The sequence below is a fragment of the Granulicoccus phenolivorans DSM 17626 = NBRC 107789 = JCM 15570 genome (genome assembly GCF_000423085.1).
GTDB lineage: Bacteria > Actinomycetota > Actinomycetes > Propionibacteriales > Propionibacteriaceae > Granulicoccus > Granulicoccus phenolivorans.
Genome location: NZ_AUHH01000022.1, coordinates 22,967 through 44,540, shown reverse-complemented (window position 1 = coordinate 44,540; position 21,574 = coordinate 22,967). Strand labels below are relative to the sequence as shown.

Genomic DNA, 21,574 nt, shown 5'->3' with positions numbered 1-21,574 from the left:
CGAGTCGCTCACGTGTTCGAACGGGAGCGCGGGCTAGGCTGAACCGGCTTGACCCGGCCGCGTGCGTCCCGCCGGGGCCGATCGAGGTAAGGGGTGGTCGCCGGTGCGCGGTGTCATGCGGGTCCTGGGCATCGATCCGGGCCTGACCCGATGCGGGGTAGCCGTCGTCGAGGGGCGGCCCGGCCAACCGCCGCAGCTGCTCCAGGTCGGGGTCATCCGCACCGACGCCACCCTGGACACCCCGCGCCGGCTGGTCACCATCGAGGCCGAGATCGACGCACTCGCCGCCGCCTGGCTGCCCGACGTGGTCGCCGTCGAGCGGGTATTCGCCCAGCACAACGTGAACACCGTGATGGGCACCGCCCAGGCGGCCGGCGTGGCGATGCTGGTCGGCGCCCGGCGGGGGATGCCGGTGGCCCAGCACACTCCCAGTGAGGTCAAGGCCGCCATCACCGGCTCGGGACGGGCCGACAAGGACCAGGTCGGCAGCATGGTGGCCCGGATCCTGCGGCTGAGTGAACCCCCGAAACCGGCCGACGCCGCCGATGCGGTCGCGCTGGCCATCTGCCAGGTCTGGCGCGGGGGCACCAGCAATCGGTACGCCGAGGCCATCGCCAAGCAACAGCGGGCCAAGAACACCCGGGCCGGAGGACAGTGATGATCACCCATCTGCACGGCACCGTCTGCGCGGCCGGGGCCACCTGGGTCGACCTGGATCTGCAGGGGTTGGGGTTCCGGGTGCTGTGTACGCCCGCCACGGCCGCCGGCGTACGCCTGGGCGAGGCGACCCACCTGCAGACCCATCTGGTGGTCCGGGAGGACTCGCAGACGCTCTACGGCTTCGCCACCAGCGAGGAGCGGGACTGCTTCGAGCTCTGCCTGGGCGCCTCCGGGGTCGGGCCCAAGCTCGCCCTGGCGATCATGTCTGTGCTCAGCCCCGGCGAACTCGCCGCAACCGTCGAGGCCGGCGACCACAAGACGCTGACCCGGGTCCCCGGCATCGGCCCGAAGGGCGCCCAACGGATCGTGCTGGAACTCAAGGGCAAGGTGATCGGCTTCGCCGGCACCGGGCCGGCGGCGGTCGCGGCGCCGGTGAGCGAACCCTGGCGCGAGCAGGTCAGCACCGGGCTGCAGGGGCTCGGCTGGTCCACCAAGGATGCCGAGGCCGCCTGCGACCGGGTGGCGCCGCTGGCCGAGACCGAGGACAACGTCGCGGTGCTGATGCGCGCGGCCCTGCAGACCCTGGCCAAGTAGCTCGCCGAACCCGGGGCCCGGCCCGGACCCGGGTACCCTCGACCCGGCGGACCGCTCGCCGGTCAGGAAGGATCGTGGATGGAACACTCACCGGTGGACCCGCACGCGGACCCGGCCGAATCGGCCGAGGAAGCAGCACTACGGCCGGGCACCCTGGCGGAATTCCGGGGCCAACCCCGGGTCGCCGACCAGCTCGGCCTGGTGCTTGCCGCCGCCCGGGGCCGCGGTCAGGTACCCGACCATGTCCTGCTGTCCGGACCGCCCGGACTGGGCAAAACGACCCTGGCGATGATCATCGCCGCCGAAATGTCGGCACCGCTGCGGATCTCCTCGGGCCCGGCCATCCAGCACGCCGGCGACCTGGCCGCGATCCTGTCCGGCCTGGTCGAGGGGGAGATCTTCTTCCTCGACGAGATCCACCGGATGTCGCGACCGGCCGAGGAAATGCTCTACCTGGCGATGGAGGACTTCCGCGTCGACGTGGTGGTGGGCAAGGGCCCCGGCGCCACCGCCATTCCGCTGGAGATTCCCCGCTTCACCCTGGTCGGGGCGACCACCCGCGCCGGGCTGCTGCCCGGACCGCTGCGGGACCGCTTCGGGTTCACCGCCCAGCTCGACTACTACCGACCCGCCGACCTGATCGGCATCCTGCGCCGCTCGGCCGGCGTACTCGGGATCCAGCTGGCCGAGGACGCCGCCGCCGAGATCGCCGGCCGCTCCCGCGGCACCCCCCGGATCGCCAACCGGCTGCTGCGCCGGGTCCGCGATTTCGCCGAGGTGCACGGCGACGGCCGGGGCGATCTGGCCACGGCCCGGGCGGCGCTGGAGTTGTACGAGGTGGACGAACTGGGCCTGGATCGACTCGATCTCAACGTGCTCACCGCGCTGTGCCGCAACTTCGGTGGTGGTCCGGTCGGCCTGGGCACCCTCGCGATGGCGGTCGCCGAGGAGGCCGAGACCCTCGAGGAGGTGGCCGAGCCCTTCCTGGTGCGGCAGGGCTTCCTGATGCGTACGCCGCGCGGCCGGGTGGCGACCCCGGCGGCCTGGGCACACCTGGGCCTCACCCCACCCCAGGGATGGGACCAGGCGGGGCTGTTCGGGGCCCGCTGAGCCGGCACCGGGTACCGGGACCGCCGGCGCCGGGGGTGTCGGGAGTCGGGGTTTTGCCGGATTCGTGGGTAGACTCCGGCAGTCGGCGCATGCGACGGATCCGACAACGGGTCCGGTGGGCCGTGAGCGAAGGGAAACTCAGTGGACGCATTCACGATTGTCCTCATCGTGGCCATGGTGGCAATCTTCTACTTCATGGTCCTGCGGCCGAACAAGAAGCGGCAGGAACAGCAGAAGCGGACCATCAATGAGCTGACCGAGGGCACCACCGTGCTGCTGCAGAACGGCTTCTACGCCACCTTCATCCGGCGCGAGGGCGAGAACGCCGTGGTCGAGCTGTCCGAGGGCGAAGAGGTCCTGGTGCTGAACCAGTTGATCGCGCGCCCGACCCCGGATGTCAAGCTTCCGCATCAGCAGATCGACGACCTGAACGAATGGCCGGTGCTGGATTCCGACCCCGGGCTGCATGATGACCGGATCGGGGAGTTCCCCCACGCCGAGCAGGACGATCTGGACCGGCGCCTGAACGAGGCCGCCGAGGCGTCCGACACCGATCCGGCCGCCCACGCCGATCCCACCGCGCAGGCCGAGGCCACCCCGCACTCCGATGCCACCAAGCCCGGCGACAGCGCCCCCGACGCCAAGCCCGGCGAAGGTGCCCCCGGCACCGACGAACCGGGCGACCCAAAGGCCGATCCGAAGAAGAACTGACCACCCACCCCGGGGAGCACGAAGACAGTGGCAAAGTACGGTCATCCGATCCGCACCCTGGTGATTTTCCTGGTGGTGCTCGCAGGCCTGTTCGTGACGATGGCCGTCCAGCACACCTGGTCGCCCAAGCTCGGTCTGGACCTGCGCGGCGGCACGACGATCACCCTCACCGCGCGGACCACCGACGGTGGCGCACCGACCGCGGAATCGCTGGAGCAGGCCCGCACCATCGTTCAGAACCGCGTCGACTCCCTGGGCGTGGGCGAATCGGAGGTCACCACCTCCGGTGACCGGGAGATCCAGGTCAGCGTTCCCAACGTCCAGCAGGACGAACTGGTGCGCATGGTCGGCCAGACCGCCGTGCTGAGCTTCCGGGCGGTCAAGTTCGCGCTGCCGACCACCCCCGAGCCCGCGACCAACCTGCCGCTGGCCCCGGCCAAGCCGCTGGCCGACATCCCGGCCGAACAGAAGCTCAGCTGGGACCCCAGCGCCGACCAGCAGATCCAGACCGAGTTCCTCAGCTGGACCTGCAACGACAAGTTCGTCGAGACCCCGAACGCCCCGCTGTTCTCCTGCAACCGCGAGGGAACGATGAAATACCTGCTGGGTCCCACCATCGTCTCCGGGCAGGACCTCAAGACCGCCACCGCCGGGATTCCGCAGGGCCAGCTGCAGTGGGTGGTGAACCTGCAGTTCAACGACCAGGGCGCCAAGCTGTTCGAGGACGCCACCCGCACCCTGTCGGCCAACGTGCCCCAGTCCCAGTACGCCCCGACGAACTCCTTCGCGATCGTGCTGGACGGCAAGACCATCTCCGCGCCGACGGTGAACGAGGCGATCCCGGGCGGTCAGGCCCAGATCTCGGGGTCGTTCAACGAGGCGTCGGCGAATGAACTCGCCAACGTGCTCAAGTACGGCTCACTGCCGCTGGCCTTCGATGTCAGCTCGGTCGACAACGTCTCGCCGACCCTGGGTGGGGACCAACTGCGGGCCGGCATCATCGCCGGCATCATCGGCCTGATCCTGGTCGTCGCCTTCGCGGTGCTCTACTACCGCGGCCTCGCCCTGCTGGTGGTGCTCTCGCTGGCCGTCGCCGCGGCCGCCACGTACGCGATCATGGTGCTGCTGGGGCAGAACGTGGGCTTCGCGCTGAACCTGCCCGGCATCGCCGGCGCCATCGTGGCGATCGGGACCACCGCGGACTCCTTCATCATCTACTTCGAACGCATCCGCGATGAGGTGAGAGAGGGCAGATCCCTGCGCTCGGCGGTGGAAACCGGCTGGAAACGCAGTCGCAGTACCATCCTGATCTCCGACGCGGTGAACCTGCTGTCGGCGACGGTGCTGTTCATCCTGGCCATGGGCGGCATCAAGGGCTTCGCGTTCACCCTCGGCCTGACCACCCTGATCGACGTCGCGATCATCTTCTGCTTCACCAAACCGCTGATGTCGCTGCTGGTGCGTACCAAGTTCTTCGGCGAGGGCCGCCCGTTCTCCGGTCTGGAAGCCGACCGGTTGGGCGTACGCAGTCTCACCGGCCGGTTCGCCCGGCGCGGCTCGCGCAGCAGCGCGGTCAGCGCCCGTACCCGCACCACCCCGAAGGAGGCGTGATGGCCAGCGAATCCCGCAAGGCATCCGGCCCGGCGAAGGTCCGCGGCACCGAGGAGCCCGGGTCCGCGCCCAGCCCTGCTGAGGCCAGCGAGGACAACATCTCCCACGAGGCCGCGGGCGGCCTGGCCCACCGGCTGTACACCGGCAAGACCAGCTACGACTTCGTCGGCAACTCCAAGCGCTGGTACAAGATCTCCGCGGTGCTGCTGATCATCTGCGTGCTGGGCATCGCGATCCGCGGGCTGAACCTCGGCATCGAGTTCACCGGCGGCGCCGACTTCCAGGTCCCGACCAAGGTCACCAGCACCACCGTCGCCGACTTCAGCCGCGCGGTGACCGAGTCCGGCGTACCGGATCTGGACCAGGCCCAGGTGACCACGCTGGGCGACAACACCGTCCGGATCCAGACCCGCACCCTGGATTCCAACACCGAGGTCCCGCTGGTCCGCCAGGCCCTGGCGAATGAGGCCCGGATCCAACCCGACCAGGTCGCCTACAGCCTGATCGGCGCCTCCTGGGGCAAACAGATCACCCAGCAGGGGATCATCGCCCTGGTGGTGTTCCTGGCCCTGGTGATGGTGCTGATCTGGGTCTACTTCCGGGACCTGAAGATGTCGCTGGCCGCGATCACCGCACTGCTGCACGACCTGGTGATCACCATCGGGATCTATGCGATCGTCGGGTTCACCTTCACCCCGTCGACGCTGATCGGCATGCTGACGATCCTCGGCTACTCGCTCTACGACACCCTGGTGGTCTTCGACAAGGTCCGGGAGAACACCGGCGCCCGGATGCGGGAACGTCGCCAGACCTATGGGGAGGCGGCCAACATGGCGCTGAACCAGGTCCTGGTCCGCTCGGTGAACACCACGATCATCGGCGTGCTGCCGGTCATCGCGCTGCTCGTCGCCGGCATCGTCGTGCTCGGTACCGGCCCGCTGAAGGACCTCGGCCTGGTCCTGCTGATCGGCATGATCGCCGGCGCGTACTCCTCGCTGTTCATCGCCACCCCGATGCTCAACGACATGAAGCGCCGCGAGCCCGCACTGATCGCGTACCACAAGTCCATCGGGCGGACCGACGCCCTCCCCGGGGCCGCGGGCCGCAGCGCGAAGAAGCGGAAGAGCGAGGACGCGGCGACCGCCGACGAGGCGGACGCGACCGAGACCACGACACCGCCGCCGGACTCGGCCGACCCTGCCGATACCGTGGGTTCGGTGGAGGCCACCAGCGAGTCCGAACCCGGCGACGCCGAGTCCGCGGGCAGACCCAATGTCGAGATCCGGGTGAGCCAGGTGCACACCCAACCGCAGCGGTCCCCGCGGCAGCAGCCCCGCAACCAGCCCCGTAGCAAGCGCAGGAGTTGACGATGAGCGCGTCCACCACCGAGCTGATCTCCGGCCTGATCCGCGACGTGCCCGACTTCCCCGAACCCGGGGTCACCTTCAAGGACATCACGCCGCTGCTGGCCGACCCGGAGGGGTTCGCGGTCGCCACCAGGGCGCTGGGGGAGGCGTTCCCCGGTCCGGTGGACGCGGTGTTCGGGATGGAGGCCCGCGGGTTCATCCTGGGCTCGGTGGTCGCGCGCGAACTGGGCTGCGGCTTCGTCCCGGTCCGCAAGCCGGGCAAGCTGCCGCGGGAGGTGCATTCGGAGGACTACCAGTTGGAGTACGGCTCGGCCACCCTCCAGGTGCACGCCGATGCGGTACGCCCCGGCGCCCGGGTGCTGGTCGTCGACGACATCCTGGCCACCGGCGGCACGGTGGGCGCGGTCGCGTCCCTGGTGGCGGACCTGTCGGCCGAACTCGTCGGCGTCTCGGTGCTGCTGGAACTGGTCGGCCTCGGTGGTCGGACCCGGCTCGCCGATGCCGGCGTCACCGACATTTCGGCGATCCTCACCGTCGCATGAGCAGTCTGATTCCCGATCCGCTGGGCAACATCGGGAGCACCGACGAAGCGATGGTGTCGCTGCCCAGTCAGCAGAAGCAGTCCCCGACCAAGCAGTTGCTGATGCGCGGCGCGATTGGGCTGATGCTGCTGGTGATCACCACCCTGATCGTGTGGCTGGACCGGGGCTCCTACCGGGACAACACCAACGGTGACGGGATCTCGCTGCTGGACGCGTTCTACTACGCGACGGTCACCGTCACCACCACCGGCTACGGCGACATCACTCCGGTGGCCGAGCATGCCCGGCTGATCAATGCGGTGGTGATCACCCCGCTGCGCATCATCTTCCTGGTGCTGCTGGTGGGAACCACCCTCGAGGTGCTGGCCACCGAGGGCCGTCGCGTCATGATGGACAACCGTTGGAGAAGGCGGATGCGCAATCACATCGTCATCATCGGCTACGGCACCAAGGGGCGCTCGGCCCTGCGTACGCTGGAACGCCACGGCAAGGACCTGACCCGGATCGTGGCCATCGACAGCGCCGCGCAGGCCATCGCCGACGCGAACGCCGACGGCATCGCCGCGATCCAGGGCCCCGCCTCGCGCCGGGAGACCCTGCAACGCGCCGAGATCTCCAAGGCCAGGGAAGTGATGGTCACCCTCGACCGCGATGACACCACCATTCTCACCTCGCTGATGATCCGGCAGCTCAACCCGACCGCCCATCTGGTGGTCGCGGTCCGGGAACGGGTCAATGTCGCCCTGTTGCGTCAGTGCGGGGCCGACGCGGTGATCACGTCCTCGGCCGCGGTGGGCCGCCTGCTCGGCCTGGCCGCGGTCAGCCCGGCGATCGGATCCACCTTCGAGGATCTGCTCACCTCCGGGGTGGGCCTGGAGGTGGGCGAGCGTCAGGTGGCCCCCGAGGAGGTCGGCAAGGCACCGATCGACATCACCCCGGAGCGGGTGGTGGCGGTGGTCCGCAATCGCACCCTGCGCCGCTACTACGACCCGGTCGTGGCACGACTGGAGGCCGGCGACAAGCTGGTCGTGGTCCGCAAGGCCGATGCGCCCAAGGAGGTTCGCGACATCGAGGAGCGGGTCGTCTTCGAACGCGACCGGGGCAGCCTCACCGACGACTGAGTCCGGCGGATTCGCCGCTGCACCGAGCCCCTCCCACAGCCGCTGGCTGGGCAGTACACTGGGCGCACTTCAGTCAGCCCACAGTAGTGGCACGCACCCTCGAGGAGCCCGTTGAGCGAATCCACGAACACCGGTTCCCGGACTCCGGTACGCCCGGAGGAGCCTGCTGCGAGCACGCCGTCGATGCCGGCCGCCGGGCACCAGCTGGATCGCTTCTCCACCGGACCCGAACAGCCCCGGATGTCGATGCGGCACCGGCTGGCGCGCCTGGGTGCGCCCCGACAGCCCCAGGCGGCGGTGCTGGAACCCCTGTTCAAGGTGCTCAAATCGAATCACCCGAAGGCCGACACCGCCGTGGTCGGCCGGGCGTACCGGACCGCGGAGCACTATCACCGCGACCAGACCCGCAAGAGCGGGGACCCCTACATCACCCATCCGCTGGCGGTCGCCACGATCCTGGCCGAACTGGGCATGACCGAGCCGACCATCGTGGCGGCGCTGCTGCACGACACCGTCGAGGACACCTCCTACACCCTGGAACAGCTCACCGCCGACTTCGGCACCGAGGTGGCGACCATGGTCGACGGGGTCACCAAGCTGGACAAGATCACCTACGGCGAATCCGCCCAGGCCGAGACCATCCGGAAGATGATCGTGGCGATGTCGCGCGACATCCGGGTGCTGGTGATCAAGCTCGCCGACCGGCTGCACAATATGCGGACCCTGCACTTTCTGCGGCCGGACAAGCAGGTCCGCATCGCCAAGGAAACCCTGGAGATCTTCGCCCCGCTGGCGCATCGGTTGGGCATGAACGCGATCAAGTGGGAACTGGAGGACCTCGCCTTCTCCACGATGCAGCCCAAGGTGTACGACGAGATCGTGCAACTGGTCGCCGAGCGGGCCCCGCGCCGGGAGAAGATGCTGCGGGAGGTGACCGAACAGGTCGAGGCCGACCTCAAGGAGGCCCACATCAAGGCCTCGGTGACCGGGCGACCCAAGCACTATTACTCGATCTACCAGAAGATGGTCGTGCGCGGTCGCGACTTCACCGACATCTACGACCTGGTCGGGATGCGGATCCTGGTCGAGAACACTCGCGACTGCTACGCCGCACTCGGCGTCCTGCACGTGCGCTGGAACCCCCTCCCGGGCCGGTTCAAGGATTACATCGCGATGCCGAAGTACAACATGTACCAGTCGCTGCACACCACGGTGCTGGGGCCCTCGGCCAAGCCGGTGGAGTTCCAGATCCGTACCTGGGACATGCATCGGCGTGCCGAGTACGGTGTCGCCGCCCACTGGAAGTACAAGGAGCGGCCCAAGGGCACCTCGTCGGTGAGCAGCGACGGAACCGATCTCAGTTGGGTCCGCTCGCTGACCGAATGGCAGCAGGAAACCGTCGATCCGAACGAGTTCCTGGACACCCTGCGCTATGAGATCAACACCGGTGAGGTGTACGTGTTCACCCCCAAGGGCGATGTGCTGCAGTTGCCCCAGGGTGCGACGCCGGTCGACTTCGCGTACGCCATCCACACCGAGGTCGGCGAACGGTGTGTCGGGGCCCGGGTGAACGGGCGGCTGGTGCCGCTGGAGTCCGAACTGCACAACGGCGATGTGGTCGATGTGCTCACCTCCAAGGCCGAGGGGGCCGGCCCCAGCCGGGACTGGCTGAACTTCGTCAAGAGCCCGCGGGCGCGGAACAAGATCCGGCACTACTTCACCCGGGAGCGTCGCGAGGAATCGATCGAACTCGGCCGCGAGGAACTCGCCCGGGCCGTCCGCAAGGCCGGGCTCGGGCTGCAGCGGATCCTCACCGGAGTGCACCTGACCGAGGTGGCCAGCCATTTCCGGTTGGCCGACATCCCGTCGCTGTACGCCGCGATCGGCGAGGGCACGGTGAGCGCGCAGGCGGTGGTGCAGCGGCTGGTCCAGCTCGAGGGCGGACCGGAACAGGCCGCCGCCGAGGTCGCCGAACGCAGCAGTCGCGGATCGCGCCGCAAGTCCGGCAACGCCGACAGCGCCGGGATCGCCATCGAGGGCGATGCCGACCTGTGGGTCAAACTCGCCAAGTGCTGTACGCCGGTCCCCGGCGACGACATCATCGGCTTCGTCACCCGGGGCTCTGGCGTCTCGGTACACCGGCGCGACTGCACCAATGCCGCCGAACTGATGACCCACCCCGAACGGCTGGTCGAGGTCTCCTGGATCCCGAACGTGACGACCTCCTTCATGGTCAACGTGGAGGTGGAGGGCCTGGATCGCAAAGGCCTGCTCACCGAGGTCACCCGGGTGGTCACCGAGCATCACGTGAACATCACCTCCGCCACGGTCAACACCAGCCGCGACCGGATCTTCAAGGCACGCCTCGGCTTCGAGACCCCGGGCACCAAACATCTGGAGGCGCTGCTCAAGTCGATCCGCGCCATCCCCGGGATCTACGACGTCTACCGGGTGACCCAGTAACCGCCCGCGGCGCCACGGCGGAACCGCTCGGGCGCACGGCCGGACAACACACTGCGGGGCGCCGATCGGCTCGATCGGCGCCCCGCGGGGGTGTTCGGGAGTGGGTGGTGAGAGTCAGCCGCGGTAGTCCTCGGCCGCCTTCTTCGCCGGCGCCAGCAGCGCCCGGTAGGACTCGGCGGAGGAACGCAGCTCGGCGGCCTTCTTCGCGTCCCCGCGGCCCTCGGCCTTGGCCGCCTTCGCCTCGAGTTCGTCGATCTTGGCCTGGAACTTGTTCGCGGTCCCCTCGGCCAGCTCGCGCGCGGCCGGATCGGTACGCCGCCACTGCTCCTGCTCGGCCTCGTTCACCGCCTGCTCCAACGCGCGCACCCGGTTGTCGATCGGCCGCATGGCATCGCGGGGGACCTTGCCGAGCTCGTTGAACTGGGCCAGGAAATCCCGGAACCGGGCGCGCCCCACCTTCGGATCCCGCACCGGCAGGATGGACTGCTCGGCCTCGGCCAGCAGCTTCTCCTTCGCCTCCTGGTTGCCCCGGAACTCCGAATCCTGCTCGGCCATCGCCGCGGTCCGGGCCTGGAAGAAGGTGTCCTGGATGCCCCGGAAGCGCTGCCACAACTTCTCATCGACGTCGCGCGGGGCGGGCCCGGCCGCCTTCCAGCGCTGCATCAGGTCGCGGAACCCGCCGGCGGTGGGGCCCCATTCGGTGGAGGAGGCCAGCACCTCGGCCTCGGCGATGATCTTCTCCTTGACCGTCTTCGCCGCCTCCCGCTTGGTGGCCTGCTCGGCGAACTGGGCCTTGCGGCGCCGGGTGTACTGCGTCCGGGCGGAGGAGAAGCGGTGCCACAGGGCGTCATCGGTGGATTTGTCGATGCGGGGCAACTGCTTCCACTCATCGAGCAGGGTCCGGAACCGGGTGACCCCGTTGCGCCAGTCGGTGCCGGCGGCCAGCTTCTCCGCCTCGGCGACCATCTTCTCCTTGGCCGCCCGGGTCTCTTCGTTCTGCTGGGCCTTGACCGCCTTGCGGGCCTCGGCCTGTTCGCTCAGCAACGGTGCCAGGGCGTCCAACCTGGCCTCCAACCCCTTGAGGTCACCGACGGCGTTCGCGTCCACCACGGCCGTGCGGGCGGTGGCGATCGACTTGCGTGATTCGTCGGGAGACAGTTTGCCGGCGCGTACCCGTGCTTCGAGCAGGCCGACCTCAACCTCGAGGGCCTCGAACCGCCGGACATAGAACGCCATGGCCTCATCGGGCGTGGCGTCGGGGACCTGGCCCACCATGCGCTCGGTGTCGCCGACAGTCACATAGACGGTGCCGTCAGCCTCCACCCGACCGAACGAAGTGGGATTGGGGCTTTCACTCATGCGCTCCATCTTGCACCATTCCCGGCGGCAATACCGGCGAGAACACCGAGTGGCACCCCGCGGTCGACTCCGAGCGCGGGGGATCGGCACGCTAGACTCAGCCGCTGTGCTGATCGCCTCCTTTCCCGCCGGTGCCTTCCAGACCAACTGCTATCTGGTCGCCGAGGCCGCGGGAACAGCGTGTGTGATCGTCGATCCGGGGGTGGGTGCCGCCGAGCCGGTACGCCGGATCATCGCCGAGCAGCGGCTGCGGCCGGCAGGCATCGTGCTCACCCACGGCCATGTCGACCACATCGCCGCGGTGGAGGAACTGTGCGCCGAGTTCGATCTGGCGGTCTGGATCCATCCGGCCGACCGGCACCTGCTCAGTGACCCCGGCGCCGGCCTGGGACCGCAGATGGCCGGTCAATTGGCCTCGCTGGCCGGGCGCGCCACGTTCGCCGAACCGGCTCGGGTGCACGATCTCACCGGCGAGGTGGTGGAACTGGGCGGCTTTCGGATCGGCCTGGCGCACGCCCCCGGTCACACCGCGGGCTCGACCCTGCTCCGCTTTCCGTACGCCGACCCGGCCAACCCGGCGATCAGCGAAGTGATCTGCACCGGGGACGTGCTGTTCCAGCAGTCGATCGGGCGCACCGATCTGGCCGGGGGAGACCCGGCGGCGATGACCCGTACCCTGCGCGAGGTCGTCCTGGCGCTGCCCGACAGTGCCGCCGTCCTGCCCGGACACGGCCGGCAGACCTCGATCGGCGCCGAACGCGCCCACAATCCCTACCTGCGTCCGGAGGCCCTCGGGCTCCCGATGCCGGCGAACCACGATGCGAAGAAGGATGAGCGATGAGCCGACCCCGGCCGATTTCCGGCTACCCCGAATTCCTGCCCCGCGGCCGGATGGTCGAACGGCGGGTGTTGGAGGTGCTGGTCGAGACCTTCGAACTGCACGGCTTCGCCGAGATCGAGACCCGGGCGGTCGAACCGATCGAGGTGCTCAGCCGCAAGGGTGAGATCGACAAGGAGATCTTCACCGTACGCCGGCTGCACGCCGAGGACACCGACGCCGCCGACATGGCGTTGCACTTCGACCTGACCGTCCCCTTCGCCCGCTACGTGCTGGAGAACTCCGGCCACCTCGACTTCCCGTTCCGGCGCTACCAGATCCAGAAGGTCTGGCGCGGGGAGCGGCCCCAGGAAGGGCGCTATCGCGAGTTCCGGCAGGCCGACATCGACATCGTCGGCTCGCAGACCCTGGCCGCCCACCACGACGTGGAGATCCCGCTGGTGGCCCTGGAGGCCTTCGAGCGGCTGCACACCGAACTCGGCATCCCGCCGGTGCTGATGCACGTCAACAACCGCAAGCTCTCCCAGGGCTTCTACGAGGGCCTGGGCATCACCGACACCGCGGCCGTGCTCCAGCGGGTCGACAAGTACGACAAGATCGGCCCGGCCAAGGTGACCGAACTGCTGGTCACCGAACTCGGGCTCGCCGAATCGGTCGCCGCGCAGTGCGTGGCGCTGGCCGACATCCGCAGCGCCGACGCGTCCTTCGTGGAGCAGGTGCGGGCGCTGGGGGTGACCTCCGACCTGCTCGAGGAGGGCCTGGCCGAGCTGGCCCACCTGGTCGAGGCGGCCGCCGCCGCGGTGCCGGGCCGACTCGTCGCCGACCTGAAGATCGCCCGCGGCCTGGACTACTACACCGGCACCGTCTACGAGACCGAACTGGTCGGCCACGAATCGATGGGCTCGGTGGCCTCCGGCGGCCGCTACGACTCGCTGGCCTCCGACGGCAAACAGACCTATCCGGGGGTCGGCTTCTCCTTCGGGGTCACCCGGATCCTGGCCCCGCTGATTTCCAAAGGCCTGTTGGCCGCCGATCGCAGTGTCCCCAGCGCAGTGCTGGTCGCGGTGGATTCCGAGGAGACCCGGGACGCCGCGGTGGCGATCGCCCAACAGCTGCGGGCCCGGCGGATCCCGACCGAGGTGGCGCCCAAGGCGGACAAGTTCGGCAAGCAGATCCGCTATGCCGATCGGCGGGGCATCCCGTTCGTCTGGTTCGGGGCCGATCAGGTCAAGGACATTCGCTCCGGGGACCAGGTCGCGGCCGATCCCGCCACCTGGCAGCCGCCGGTGAGCGACCTGCGGCCCGGCGTACGCCCGAGCGAGTAAACCGGTACCGGCAGGGGCTCTGGGTCAGTCGTCGGAACTGTCGCGGGCCCGGGCATGCCGGATCGGCAGCAGCCGGTGCGCGATCAGGGCGAGCTCCCGGTCCGCGCCGTCGGCGGTCCGGGCCAGGGCGGCCAGGGAGACCTCGTCGGTGAGCTCGCCCAGCGCCATCACCGCGGCGATGGCGATCTCGGTGTCCGGGTCGTCCAGCTGCACCGCGATCGCGGCCGCGGCCGGATCCGCCGCCGGTCCGCCGAGTCCGGCGAGGGTCTCCAGGGCGTGCAGGCGTACCCGGGGACGGGGATCGGCGGTGGCGGTGATCAGCCCCGGCACAGCGGCGGTTCCCAGTAGCACCAGGTTGCGGGCCAACTGGTCGCGCTGAACCTCCTCGCCGTCACCCAGCCGGGCGAGCAGCGGCTCGATCACCTCGGCACGACCGGTCGCGGCCGCGGCCCGGTACGCCCGGATCGCCACCATCGGCTCGGTATCGGCGATCAGCGGCACCACGAACGGGGCCACCCGCGGCTCGCCGATCTTGGACAGCACGTGCAGGGTCTGTGCCCGCACGGCCGGGTCCGGGTCGCCCAGTTGACCGATCAGCTCGTCCATCGCATCCTCGGCGTGCTGCACCGTGGCCCAGGTGAGCATCTCGCGGACCCGGGCATCCTCCTCCGGGCCCAGGGCCCGGGCCAGTGCGGGCCCGATCGCGGCGTCCCCGCGGGTCCCCAACTCCATCGCGGCGCGATAGCGCACATTGGGGTCCGGATCGGCCAACTGGGCGATCGGGTCGGCCGATTCCGAGTGCTGCGGGCCGGTGCTCATAGAAGGTCCTCTCGACCCGATGAGACTAGCGCCCGCGGGCGCGCACGGCACCCGCACGGTTTCTGGCTAAGATTCGGGAAGTCTTCGCCGCGCCGGTAGGGCGCACCGGGCCGCACCGTCTATGCGGACCGGTCGGGCGAGGCAGACAGAGAGGAATATCGTGATCCGTACCCATGATGCCGGGACCCTGCGTACCCAGGACATCGGCAGCACCGTGACCCTGGCCGGCTGGGTGGCCAAGCGACGCGACCATGGGGGAGTGGCCTTCATCGATCTGCGGGATGCCACCGGAACCTGCCAGGTGGTCGTCCGCGACGAATACCTCGAGTCGGCCGGGATCCACGATCTGCGCAACGAGTTCTGCGTCAGCGTCACGGGCGTGGTCGACGGGCGTACGCCGGAGAACGTGAACTCCAACATCCCCACCGGCGAGATCGAGGTCGCGATCCGCGAGCTGATCGTGCTGAACCCGTCGGCGCCGCTGCCGTTCCAGATCGACGAGCACACCCAGGTAGGCGAGGAGACCCGGCTGAAGTATCGCTACCTCGACCTGCGCCGTCCGCAGTCGGGCAACGTCCTGCGACTGCGCTCCAAGGTCAACCAGGCCGCCCGCGCGGTACTCGGCGAGCGCGACTTCGTCGAGATCGAGACCCCCACGCTGACCCGGTCCACCCCGGAGGGGGCGCGCGACTTCCTGGTCCCGGCGCGGCTCTCGCCGGGCAACTGGTACGCCCTGCCCCAGTCCCCGCAGCTGTTCAAGCAGTTGCTGATGGTCGGCGGCATGGAGCGCTACTACCAGATCGCCCGCTGCTACCGCGACGAGGACTTCCGCGCCGACCGGCAGCCGGAGTTCACCCAGCTCGACATCGAGATGAGCTTCGTCGACCAGGAGGACGTGATCGAACTCGGCGAGGCGATCGCCAAGGCCGTCTGGGCGATTCAGGGGGTGGACCTGACCACCCCGTTCCCGCGGATCACCTATCGCGAGGCGATGGACAAGTACGGCTCGGACAAGCCCGATCTGCGCTTCGAGAACCCGATCGTGGAGGTCACCGAGTTCTTCGCGAACACCCCGTTCCGGGTCTTCCAGAACGAGTACGTCGGCGCGATCGTGATGCCCGGTGGGGCCGACCAGCCCCGGCGTACCTTCGACGCCTGGCAGGAGTGGGCCCGGCAGCGCGGGGCGAAGGGCCTGGCGTACGTGACGGTGAGCCCCGAGGGCGAACTCGGCGGCCCGGTCGCCAAGAACATCTCCGACACCGAGCGGGCCGGGTTGGCCGAGTTCGTCGGCGCGAAGCCGGGAGACTGCATCTTCTTCGGGGCCGGCAAGCGCAAGGGCGCCCAGGAACTGCTGGGTGCCGCCCGGGTCGAGATCGCCCGGCGTACCGGCATGATCGACGAATCCGCCTGGTCCTTCCTGTGGGTGGTCGACGCGCCGCTGTTCGAACCCGCATCCGAGGCCGTGGCCGCCGGTGACGTCGCCGTCGGCGAGGGCGCCTGGACCGCGGTGCACCACGCCTTCACCTCTCCCAAGCCGGAGTGCCTGGACACCTTCGACACCGATCCGGGCAGCGCGCTGGCCTATGCCTATGACCTGGTCTGCAACGGCAACGAGATCGGCGGTGGCTCGATCCGTATCCACCGGCGCGACGTGCAGGAGCGGGTCTTCGCGGTGATGGGGATCAGCCAGGATGAGGCCGAGGAGAAGTTCGGCTTCCTGCTCGACGCGTTCTCCTTCGGCGCCCCGCCGCACGGCGGCATCGCGTTCGGCTGGGACCGGATCGTGGCCCTGCTGGCCGGCGTGGACTCCATCCGTGACGCGATCGCCTTCCCGAAGTCCGGTGGCGGCTACGACCCGCTCACCGCGGCCCCGGCGCCGATCACGGCCAAGCAGCGCCGGGAGGCCGGCGTCGACTTCAAGCCGAAGCCGGAGGACGCCAAGCAGGACCCGAAGGCACAGGCGGACCCGAAGGCGCAGCAGGCCGCGAAGCAGCAGGACACCAAAAGTTCATCTGCCGGCGACAACTGATTCAGACGTAAATAGTTGAACTTTGAACTTGATCCGTCTAAGATCTAGTTGAAAGCTGAACAACACACAAGGAGCTTCATATGACCGACCTGCAGTCGCTCACCGGTACCTACGCCATCGACCCGTCGCACTCCAGCCTCAGCTTCACCACGCGTCACGCGATGGTGACCAAGGTCCGCGGCAGCTTCAATGACTTCACCGGCACCATCGTGGCCGACGGCGCGAACCCGGAGAACTCCTCGGTCGACGTCACCGTCCAGGTCTCCTCGGTGAACACCCGCGACGAGGGCCGGGACGGCCACCTGGTCTCCGGCGACTTCTTCAACGCCGAGCAGTTCCCGACCATGACCTTCAAGTCCACCAACGTGGCCTACAACGGCAACGTCTTCGAGATCACCGGCGACTTCACCATCAAGGGTGAGACCCACCAGCTGACCCTGCCGATGGAGTTCACCGGCGGCGCCAAGGATCCCTTCGGCAACGAGCGGATCGGCTTCGAGGGCGAGCTCGACGTCAACCGCAAGGACTTCGGCCTGACCTGGAACGCCGCGCTGGAGACCGGCGGCGTGCTGGTCTCGGAGAAGGTCAAGCTGATCTTCGACATCTCCGCGATCAAGCAGGCCTGACCCACCGACCACCTCGGCGGCAGCACTGGGCGACCCGGACACCTCGGTGTCCGGGTCGTCTGCTGTTTCCGGGGTGGATCCGGGACCCGGCCCGGCGGCGCGGCTACTGCGCCGGCAGCTCGAAGGTGCCCTGCAGCGTGGCGCGGCCGATCGAGTGGAAGAACAGGTTGAACCCGAGCATGTTCGGGGTGGCCGAGGCGGGCAGGCCCAGCGACTCCACATCCACCGCATGCACGACGAAGAAGTATCGGTGCGGGCCGTGGCCGGCCGGCGGAGCGCAGCCCAGGTAGCCGGGGAAGCCGGCGTCATTGTTCAGCGCCAGGGCCTGTTCGGGCAGCAGGTTCTTCTCCGGGTTGCCCGCGTCGGTGGGCAGTTCGGTCACCGCGGCCGGAATGTCGCAGACCGCCCAGTGCCACCAGCCGCCCTGGGTCGGGGCGTCGGGGTCGTACATGGTCACCGCAAAGGACTTCGTTTCCGCGGGGAACCCCCACCAGCTCAGTTGCGGCGAGACGTCCTGGCCGCCGGGGATCTGCATCCGACCGGACAGGTAACGCCCGCTCAGCGGCTGCCCGTCGGCGATGTCGGAGCTGGTCAGCTGGAAGATCTCGACCTGATTCAGGTTGGCGAAGGGGGAGTTGGTGAACTGGGCCATGGGTCCTCTCCTGCGGTGGGGCGGCGGGTGCCGGTCCCGGTCAGTCTAGGAACCCCGCGGTCGGCCCGGCAGGCCACCCTCCGGCCCGGCGGCGTACGCTGACGCCATGCGCGTCCACATCGCCACCGATCATGCCGCCTTCGATCTGAAGGAGTACCTGGTCGAGCAGCTCACCGAACACGGGTACGAGGTCGTCGATCACGGTGCGACCAGCTATGACGCCGACGACGACTACCCCGACACGGTGATTCCGTGTGCCGAGGCGGTCGCGGCCGGCGGCGAACTCGGCATCGTGCTGGGCGGGTCCGGCAACGGCGAGCAGATCGCGGCCAACAAGGTCAAGGGGTGCCGGGCGGCCTTGGCGTACAACGTCGAACTGGCCCGGTTGGGCCGGCAGCACAACGACGCCAACGTCGTCAGCCTGGGTGGGCGGATGCAGACTCTCGACGAGGGCTGGCAGATCGTGAAGGCGTTCCTGGAGACCCCGTTCAGCGGCGAGGAGCGACACGTACGCCGGCTGGCGAAACTGGCGCACTACGAGGAGACCGGCTCCCTGGAGTAGGCCCGCGGCGGCGCCGGCTCAGGCCTGTCGCAGGGCGGCCGGCAGCTTTTCGCGCGGACACCCCAGGTTCAACGAGATCTCCACGGCCGCGGCCAGCAGTGCGGTCACCTGTTCGGGGTGCGGCTGCTCGGGAATCACCCCGCCGGGGGCGACGATCGCCAGCGTCCCGGCGATCAGCCCGTCGTGTCCCAGGACCGGCGCGGCCAGGGCATTCATCCCGTCGAAGGTCTCGTTCGGCGCGGTCGCCCAGCCCCGGTAGCGGGCCTCGGCAACCTGGGCCCACAGTTCCTCCGGATCGGTGATCGTGGCCGGCGTACGCCGCTCGTCGGTGAGCCCGGACCACCGGGCCTTCTGAGCGGCATCGGCGAAGGCGAGCGCCACCTTGCCCTGGGCCGAGGAGTTGTACGCGAAGTTCGTGCCGGGCGGAAAACTGACGCCCAGGGTGGAACTGCTGCTGAGGGTCTCGGTGACCACGATGCCGGAGTCGGTGACCTGGGAGAACACGATGGTGTTGCCCACCTGTTCGCTCAGCGTCGCCATCACCGGCGCGGCAATGGTCACCACCGGGGAGCGCTGCCCGATGGTGCGGCCCATCAGGATCAGTCGCCAGCCCAGGCCGTAGCGGCGGGTCTCGGCGTTGCGGGACAGGTAACCCGCCTCGGTGAGCAGGGTCAGATGGCGGTGCACCCGGCCGCGGGCCAGCCCGAGTTCGGCCCCCAGTTCGGAAACCCCCCAGTCCCCGTCGCGGCGCAGCATCACCTCCAGCAGGCGCAGGGCCAGCAGGGTCGGCGAGTTGGACGCGCCGGTCTCGGGGGAGTCGGGGGCGGGCGGGCTGCCGGGGTCCGGGGTGTCCGGATCGGTCGGGGCGGCGCCGCCGGTGTCGGCGGGGGAGGTGGTCACAGCTGGTTCCTCGGACGTCTCGGATGCGGGGAATGCGGGGACAGGCAAGGGTGGCCGGTCCAGGGTAGTCGGGCTCAGGCGTCCATCGCGTACTCGGCGAGGACCCGGTAGCTCTGGGTGTTCGGCTTGGCCCGGTCCTCGGCATGGACGGTGCGCAGGGAGCTGACCCCCTTCAGTTGGGCCGGCAGGGCGAAACAGCGGGTGAAGCTGGTGGCCTCGTGCGGCGTGGTCGGCGCCAGGACCGGCAGGACGCCGAACTCCGCCCAGGGGTCCCCGGGGCCGTGGGTGCGGGTGGTGCCGTCGGTCTCGATGGTGATCTCGCCGTACCGGGTGATCCGCAGGCCGGGGCCCTGGTGCAGGTGCGTCCAGGCGACCCCACCGGCGGGGAAGGTGACGGTGTCGCAGCGCAGCAGCCAGTCGTAGCGATCGTCCAGGTCGAAGTCGACGGCCAACTTGAGTTCGCTGGTGGCCTGCGGGGCCGACCGCAGCGCGAACGCCTCGTCGGCCAGGTCGGTGCCGTCGGCCAGCTCGAAGCGCCACAGCACCGCGGCCAGGCTCTCCACCTCGAGGGTGAGCTGATCGTCGCCGGCGTAGGCCAGATCGGCACTCAGGTACTGGTGCGTGCTCGGGGTGACGAAGTGGGCGGCGCCCTCGCGTACGAAGATCGCGCGATCGCCGTAGGGGAGGTAGATCGGCTTGGCCCCGGCTTCGATCCGGTCCTCGAACAGCCTCATGGTGCGGACGGTCATCTGGTGCTTCCTTTCGGCGCAGCGACTCCACTGACGGGTCGTGTCTCAATGAACAGTACACAGGTATCAACCAAAAGGACAACCGCTTGAAGTCTTCCTGGAAATCTTGCTACCGTCCCTCTGGATCACGATGGACATGACACATGTCCTGATGAACAGAACAATCAAAGGAGATACCGGTGACGCGAACAGTGGATACCGACCGCGAGCCGTGGTGGCGCGGGCGCACCCGCCAACAGTGGAACGTCTTCGCCGCAGCCTTCCTGGGCTGGGCGCTGGATGTGATGGATCTGATCATCTTCTCGATGGTCATCGGCTATGTGATCAAGGAGTTCAACTCCGACCGCGGCATGGCGGGGCTGGCGGCCTCGTTCGCGCTGGTTGCCTCGGCGGCCGGTGGCCTGCTGTTCGGATTGCTGGCCGACCGGATCGGGCGCAAGAAGTCGATGGTGCTGTCGATCCTGACCTACTCGATCGGCACGGTGCTGTGCGGCCTCAGCACGAGTATGGGCATGCTGATGGCCTTCCGGATCGTCGTCGGGATCGGCGTCGGCGGCGAATGGGGAGCCGGTGCCGCGCTGGTCACCGAAACCTGGCCGGCCAAGGTCCGGGGCCGGGTGATGGCCTGGGTGCAGAGCGCCTTCGCCGTCGGCTATGCCCTGGCCGCGATCGTGGTCGCGATCTTCGCACCGACCCTGGGCTGGCGCTGGGCCTTCTTCTTCGGGGTGCTGCCCGCCCTGCTGACGCTGTGGGTCCGCCGCCACACCGATGAGTCCGAGGCCTGGGAGAAGGCGGAGAAGCTGACCGTGCGGCAGGCCTTCGCGAAACTGTTCGCCACCGGTTATGCCAAGCCGTTCTTCATCTGCCTGGCCTTCACCACCGCCGCCATGCTCGGCTACTGGGGTCTGTTCACCTGGATCCCGAACTACCTGGGCACCCCGGTCGCCGAGGGTGGCCGGGGGATGGACCTGATCGGGTCGACCCTGTGGATCGTGATCATGCAGGTGGGGGCCTGGTTCGGCTTCATCAGTTTCGGCTATGTCGCCGACCGGATCGGCCGGCGCAAGACCTTCATCGCCTACTTCGTGATCGCAGCGGTCTGCGTGCCGATCTTCATCAACCTGCAGAACCCGGTGCTGGTGATGATCTTCGCGGTCATCATGGCGCTGTTCGGGACCGGCTTCTACTCCGGCTTCGGGCCCACCTTCGCCGAGCTGTTCCCGACCGAGGTGCGCGCCTTCGCCCAGGGCTTCATCTACAACGGGGCCCGGGCGATCAGCGCGACCGCACCGGCCATCGTCGGCTTCGCCTCGGCGAGGTTTGGGGTGGGCGGGGCACTGACCATCACCGCGGCGTTCTACCTGCTGGCCGCGATCATCGTGTTCTTCTGGCTGCCGGAGACCAAGGATCGCGAGCTGACCGAGGTCGGCCACGATCCCGCCGAATCCCGCCAGGGTTGAGCCTCGAGGTGTCCCGATCCTGCCACCAGCCGGTCCGAATCGGCCGAAATCGGCCCTTCCGGGCCTCCTGGTGGCA

20 protein-coding genes are annotated in these 21,574 nt (G+C 69.0%); 15 read left to right on the top strand and 5 right to left on the bottom strand.

All coding sequences use genetic code 11. The annotated features are described in order from the left end of the window. The first annotated feature begins 124 nt into the window (after window positions 1–124). The 9 genes from ruvC (at window position 125) to G531_RS0110310 (ending at window position 10,179) form a co-directional block, all read left to right on the top strand. Window positions 125–658 carry a crossover junction endodeoxyribonuclease RuvC gene (gene ruvC, locus G531_RS0110350; protein ID WP_211221824.1) on the top strand — a complete coding sequence of 178 codons (534 nt, stop codon included), beginning with the start codon at window positions 125–127 and terminating at the stop codon, window positions 656–658. Beyond that, window positions 658–1,254 (top strand): Holliday junction branch migration protein RuvA, encoded by a 597-nt coding sequence (ruvA, locus tag G531_RS0110345; RefSeq protein WP_026927210.1) that lies wholly within the window; start codon window positions 658–660, stop codon window positions 1,252–1,254. Before ruvC ends, ruvA begins: the two co-directional genes overlap by 1 nt. Window positions 1,255–1,332: 78 nt before the next feature. Continuing rightward, window positions 1,333–2,364: a Holliday junction branch migration DNA helicase RuvB gene (ruvB, locus tag G531_RS0110340; RefSeq protein WP_026927209.1), complete on the top strand. Its 1,032-nt coding sequence runs from the start codon at window positions 1,333–1,335 to the stop codon at window positions 2,362–2,364. Window positions 2,365–2,505: 141 nt separating this feature from the next. Continuing rightward, window positions 2,506–3,075, top strand: coding sequence for a preprotein translocase subunit YajC (yajC, locus tag G531_RS24570; protein ID WP_051215335.1), 570 nt, complete (start codon window positions 2,506–2,508; stop codon window positions 3,073–3,075). Between the two features lie 99 nt (window positions 3,076–3,174). Further along, entirely contained in the window at window positions 3,175–4,686 is a 1,512-nt protein-coding gene (gene secD / locus G531_RS0110330; protein WP_174522488.1) for a protein translocase subunit SecD, read from the top strand. Continuing rightward, the gene (gene secF / locus G531_RS21780) at window positions 4,686–6,053 is read left to right on the top strand and encodes a protein translocase subunit SecF (RefSeq protein WP_051215334.1); all 1,368 of its coding nucleotides are present in this window, start codon (window positions 4,686–4,688) and stop codon (window positions 6,051–6,053) included. The genes secD and secF overlap by 1 nt, the downstream gene beginning before the upstream one ends. A 2-nt stretch (window positions 6,054–6,055) precedes the next feature. After that, window positions 6,056–6,595 (top strand): adenine phosphoribosyltransferase, encoded by a 540-nt coding sequence (locus G531_RS0110320; protein WP_026927207.1) that lies wholly within the window; start codon window positions 6,056–6,058, stop codon window positions 6,593–6,595. Then, window positions 6,592–7,716 (top strand): potassium channel family protein, encoded by a 1,125-nt coding sequence (locus G531_RS21775; protein ID WP_051215333.1) that lies wholly within the window; start codon window positions 6,592–6,594, stop codon window positions 7,714–7,716. The genes G531_RS0110320 and G531_RS21775 overlap by 4 nt, the downstream gene beginning before the upstream one ends. Before the next feature lie 183 nt (window positions 7,717–7,899). Next, on the top strand, window positions 7,900–10,179 hold the full coding sequence (locus tag G531_RS0110310) for a RelA/SpoT family protein (RefSeq protein WP_081684016.1): 2,280 nt from the start codon (window positions 7,900–7,902) through the stop codon (window positions 10,177–10,179). A 114-nt stretch (window positions 10,180–10,293) separates the two neighbouring features. Here G531_RS0110310 and G531_RS0110305 read toward each other — a convergent pair whose 3' ends face one another. Continuing rightward, window positions 10,294–11,538, bottom strand: coding sequence for a DUF349 domain-containing protein (locus tag G531_RS0110305; protein WP_026927205.1), 1,245 nt, complete (start codon window positions 11,536–11,538; stop codon window positions 10,294–10,296). A gap of 106 nt (window positions 11,539–11,644) precedes the next feature. Here G531_RS0110305 and G531_RS0110300 point away from each other — a divergent pair, with 106 nt between their 5' ends. Together G531_RS0110300 and hisS are read left to right on the top strand one after the other, a co-directional pair. Then, window positions 11,645–12,379, top strand: a complete 735-nt coding sequence (locus G531_RS0110300; protein ID WP_026927204.1) for an MBL fold metallo-hydrolase — start codon at window positions 11,645–11,647, stop codon at window positions 12,377–12,379. After that, window positions 12,376–13,701, top strand: coding sequence for a histidine--tRNA ligase (gene hisS, locus G531_RS0110295; protein WP_026927203.1), 1,326 nt, complete (start codon window positions 12,376–12,378; stop codon window positions 13,699–13,701). The genes G531_RS0110300 and hisS overlap by 4 nt, the downstream gene beginning before the upstream one ends. Window positions 13,702–13,725: 24 nt before the next feature. On the opposite strand, the gene G531_RS24565 is transcribed toward hisS, so the two are convergent. Next, window positions 13,726–14,520 (bottom strand): HEAT repeat domain-containing protein, encoded by a 795-nt coding sequence (locus G531_RS24565; RefSeq protein WP_051215332.1) that lies wholly within the window; start codon window positions 14,518–14,520, stop codon window positions 13,726–13,728. A 160-nt stretch (window positions 14,521–14,680) separates the two neighbouring features. On the opposite strand from G531_RS24565, the gene aspS reads away from it, so the two are divergent. Both aspS and G531_RS0110280 read left to right on the top strand, forming a co-directional pair. Next, window positions 14,681–16,549 (top strand): aspartate--tRNA ligase, encoded by a 1,869-nt coding sequence (gene aspS, locus G531_RS21765; protein ID WP_051215331.1) that lies wholly within the window; start codon window positions 14,681–14,683, stop codon window positions 16,547–16,549. 80 nt (window positions 16,550–16,629) lie between these two features. Further along, window positions 16,630–17,175: a YceI family protein gene (locus G531_RS0110280; protein ID WP_026927202.1), complete on the top strand. Its 546-nt coding sequence runs from the start codon at window positions 16,630–16,632 to the stop codon at window positions 17,173–17,175. A gap of 103 nt (window positions 17,176–17,278) precedes the next feature. On the opposite strand, the gene G531_RS0110275 is transcribed toward G531_RS0110280, so the two are convergent. Then, window positions 17,279–17,827, bottom strand: a complete 549-nt coding sequence (locus tag G531_RS0110275) for a YbhB/YbcL family Raf kinase inhibitor-like protein (RefSeq protein ID WP_026927201.1) — start codon at window positions 17,825–17,827, stop codon at window positions 17,279–17,281. 106 nt (window positions 17,828–17,933) lie between these two features. On the opposite strand from G531_RS0110275, the gene G531_RS0110270 reads away from it, so the two are divergent. Next, complete coding sequence (locus G531_RS0110270) at window positions 17,934–18,389, top strand: ribose-5-phosphate isomerase (RefSeq protein WP_026927200.1); 456 nt, start codon at window positions 17,934–17,936, stop codon at window positions 18,387–18,389. An 18-nt stretch (window positions 18,390–18,407) separates the two neighbouring features. Here the strand turns inward: G531_RS0110270 and G531_RS0110265 are convergent, their stop codons facing one another. Further along, window positions 18,408–19,289: an IclR family transcriptional regulator gene (locus G531_RS0110265; protein ID WP_026927199.1), complete on the bottom strand. Its 882-nt coding sequence runs from the start codon at window positions 19,287–19,289 to the stop codon at window positions 18,408–18,410. Window positions 19,290–19,363: 74 nt separating this feature from the next. Next, window positions 19,364–20,038, bottom strand: a complete 675-nt coding sequence (locus tag G531_RS0110260; protein WP_026927198.1) for a hypothetical protein — start codon at window positions 20,036–20,038, stop codon at window positions 19,364–19,366. Between the two features lie 179 nt (window positions 20,039–20,217). On the opposite strand from G531_RS0110260, the gene G531_RS21760 reads away from it, so the two are divergent. Continuing rightward, complete coding sequence (locus G531_RS21760) at window positions 20,218–21,498, top strand: MFS transporter (protein WP_211221822.1); 1,281 nt, start codon at window positions 20,218–20,220, stop codon at window positions 21,496–21,498. The last annotated feature ends 76 nt before the right edge of the window (window positions 21,499–21,574 follow it).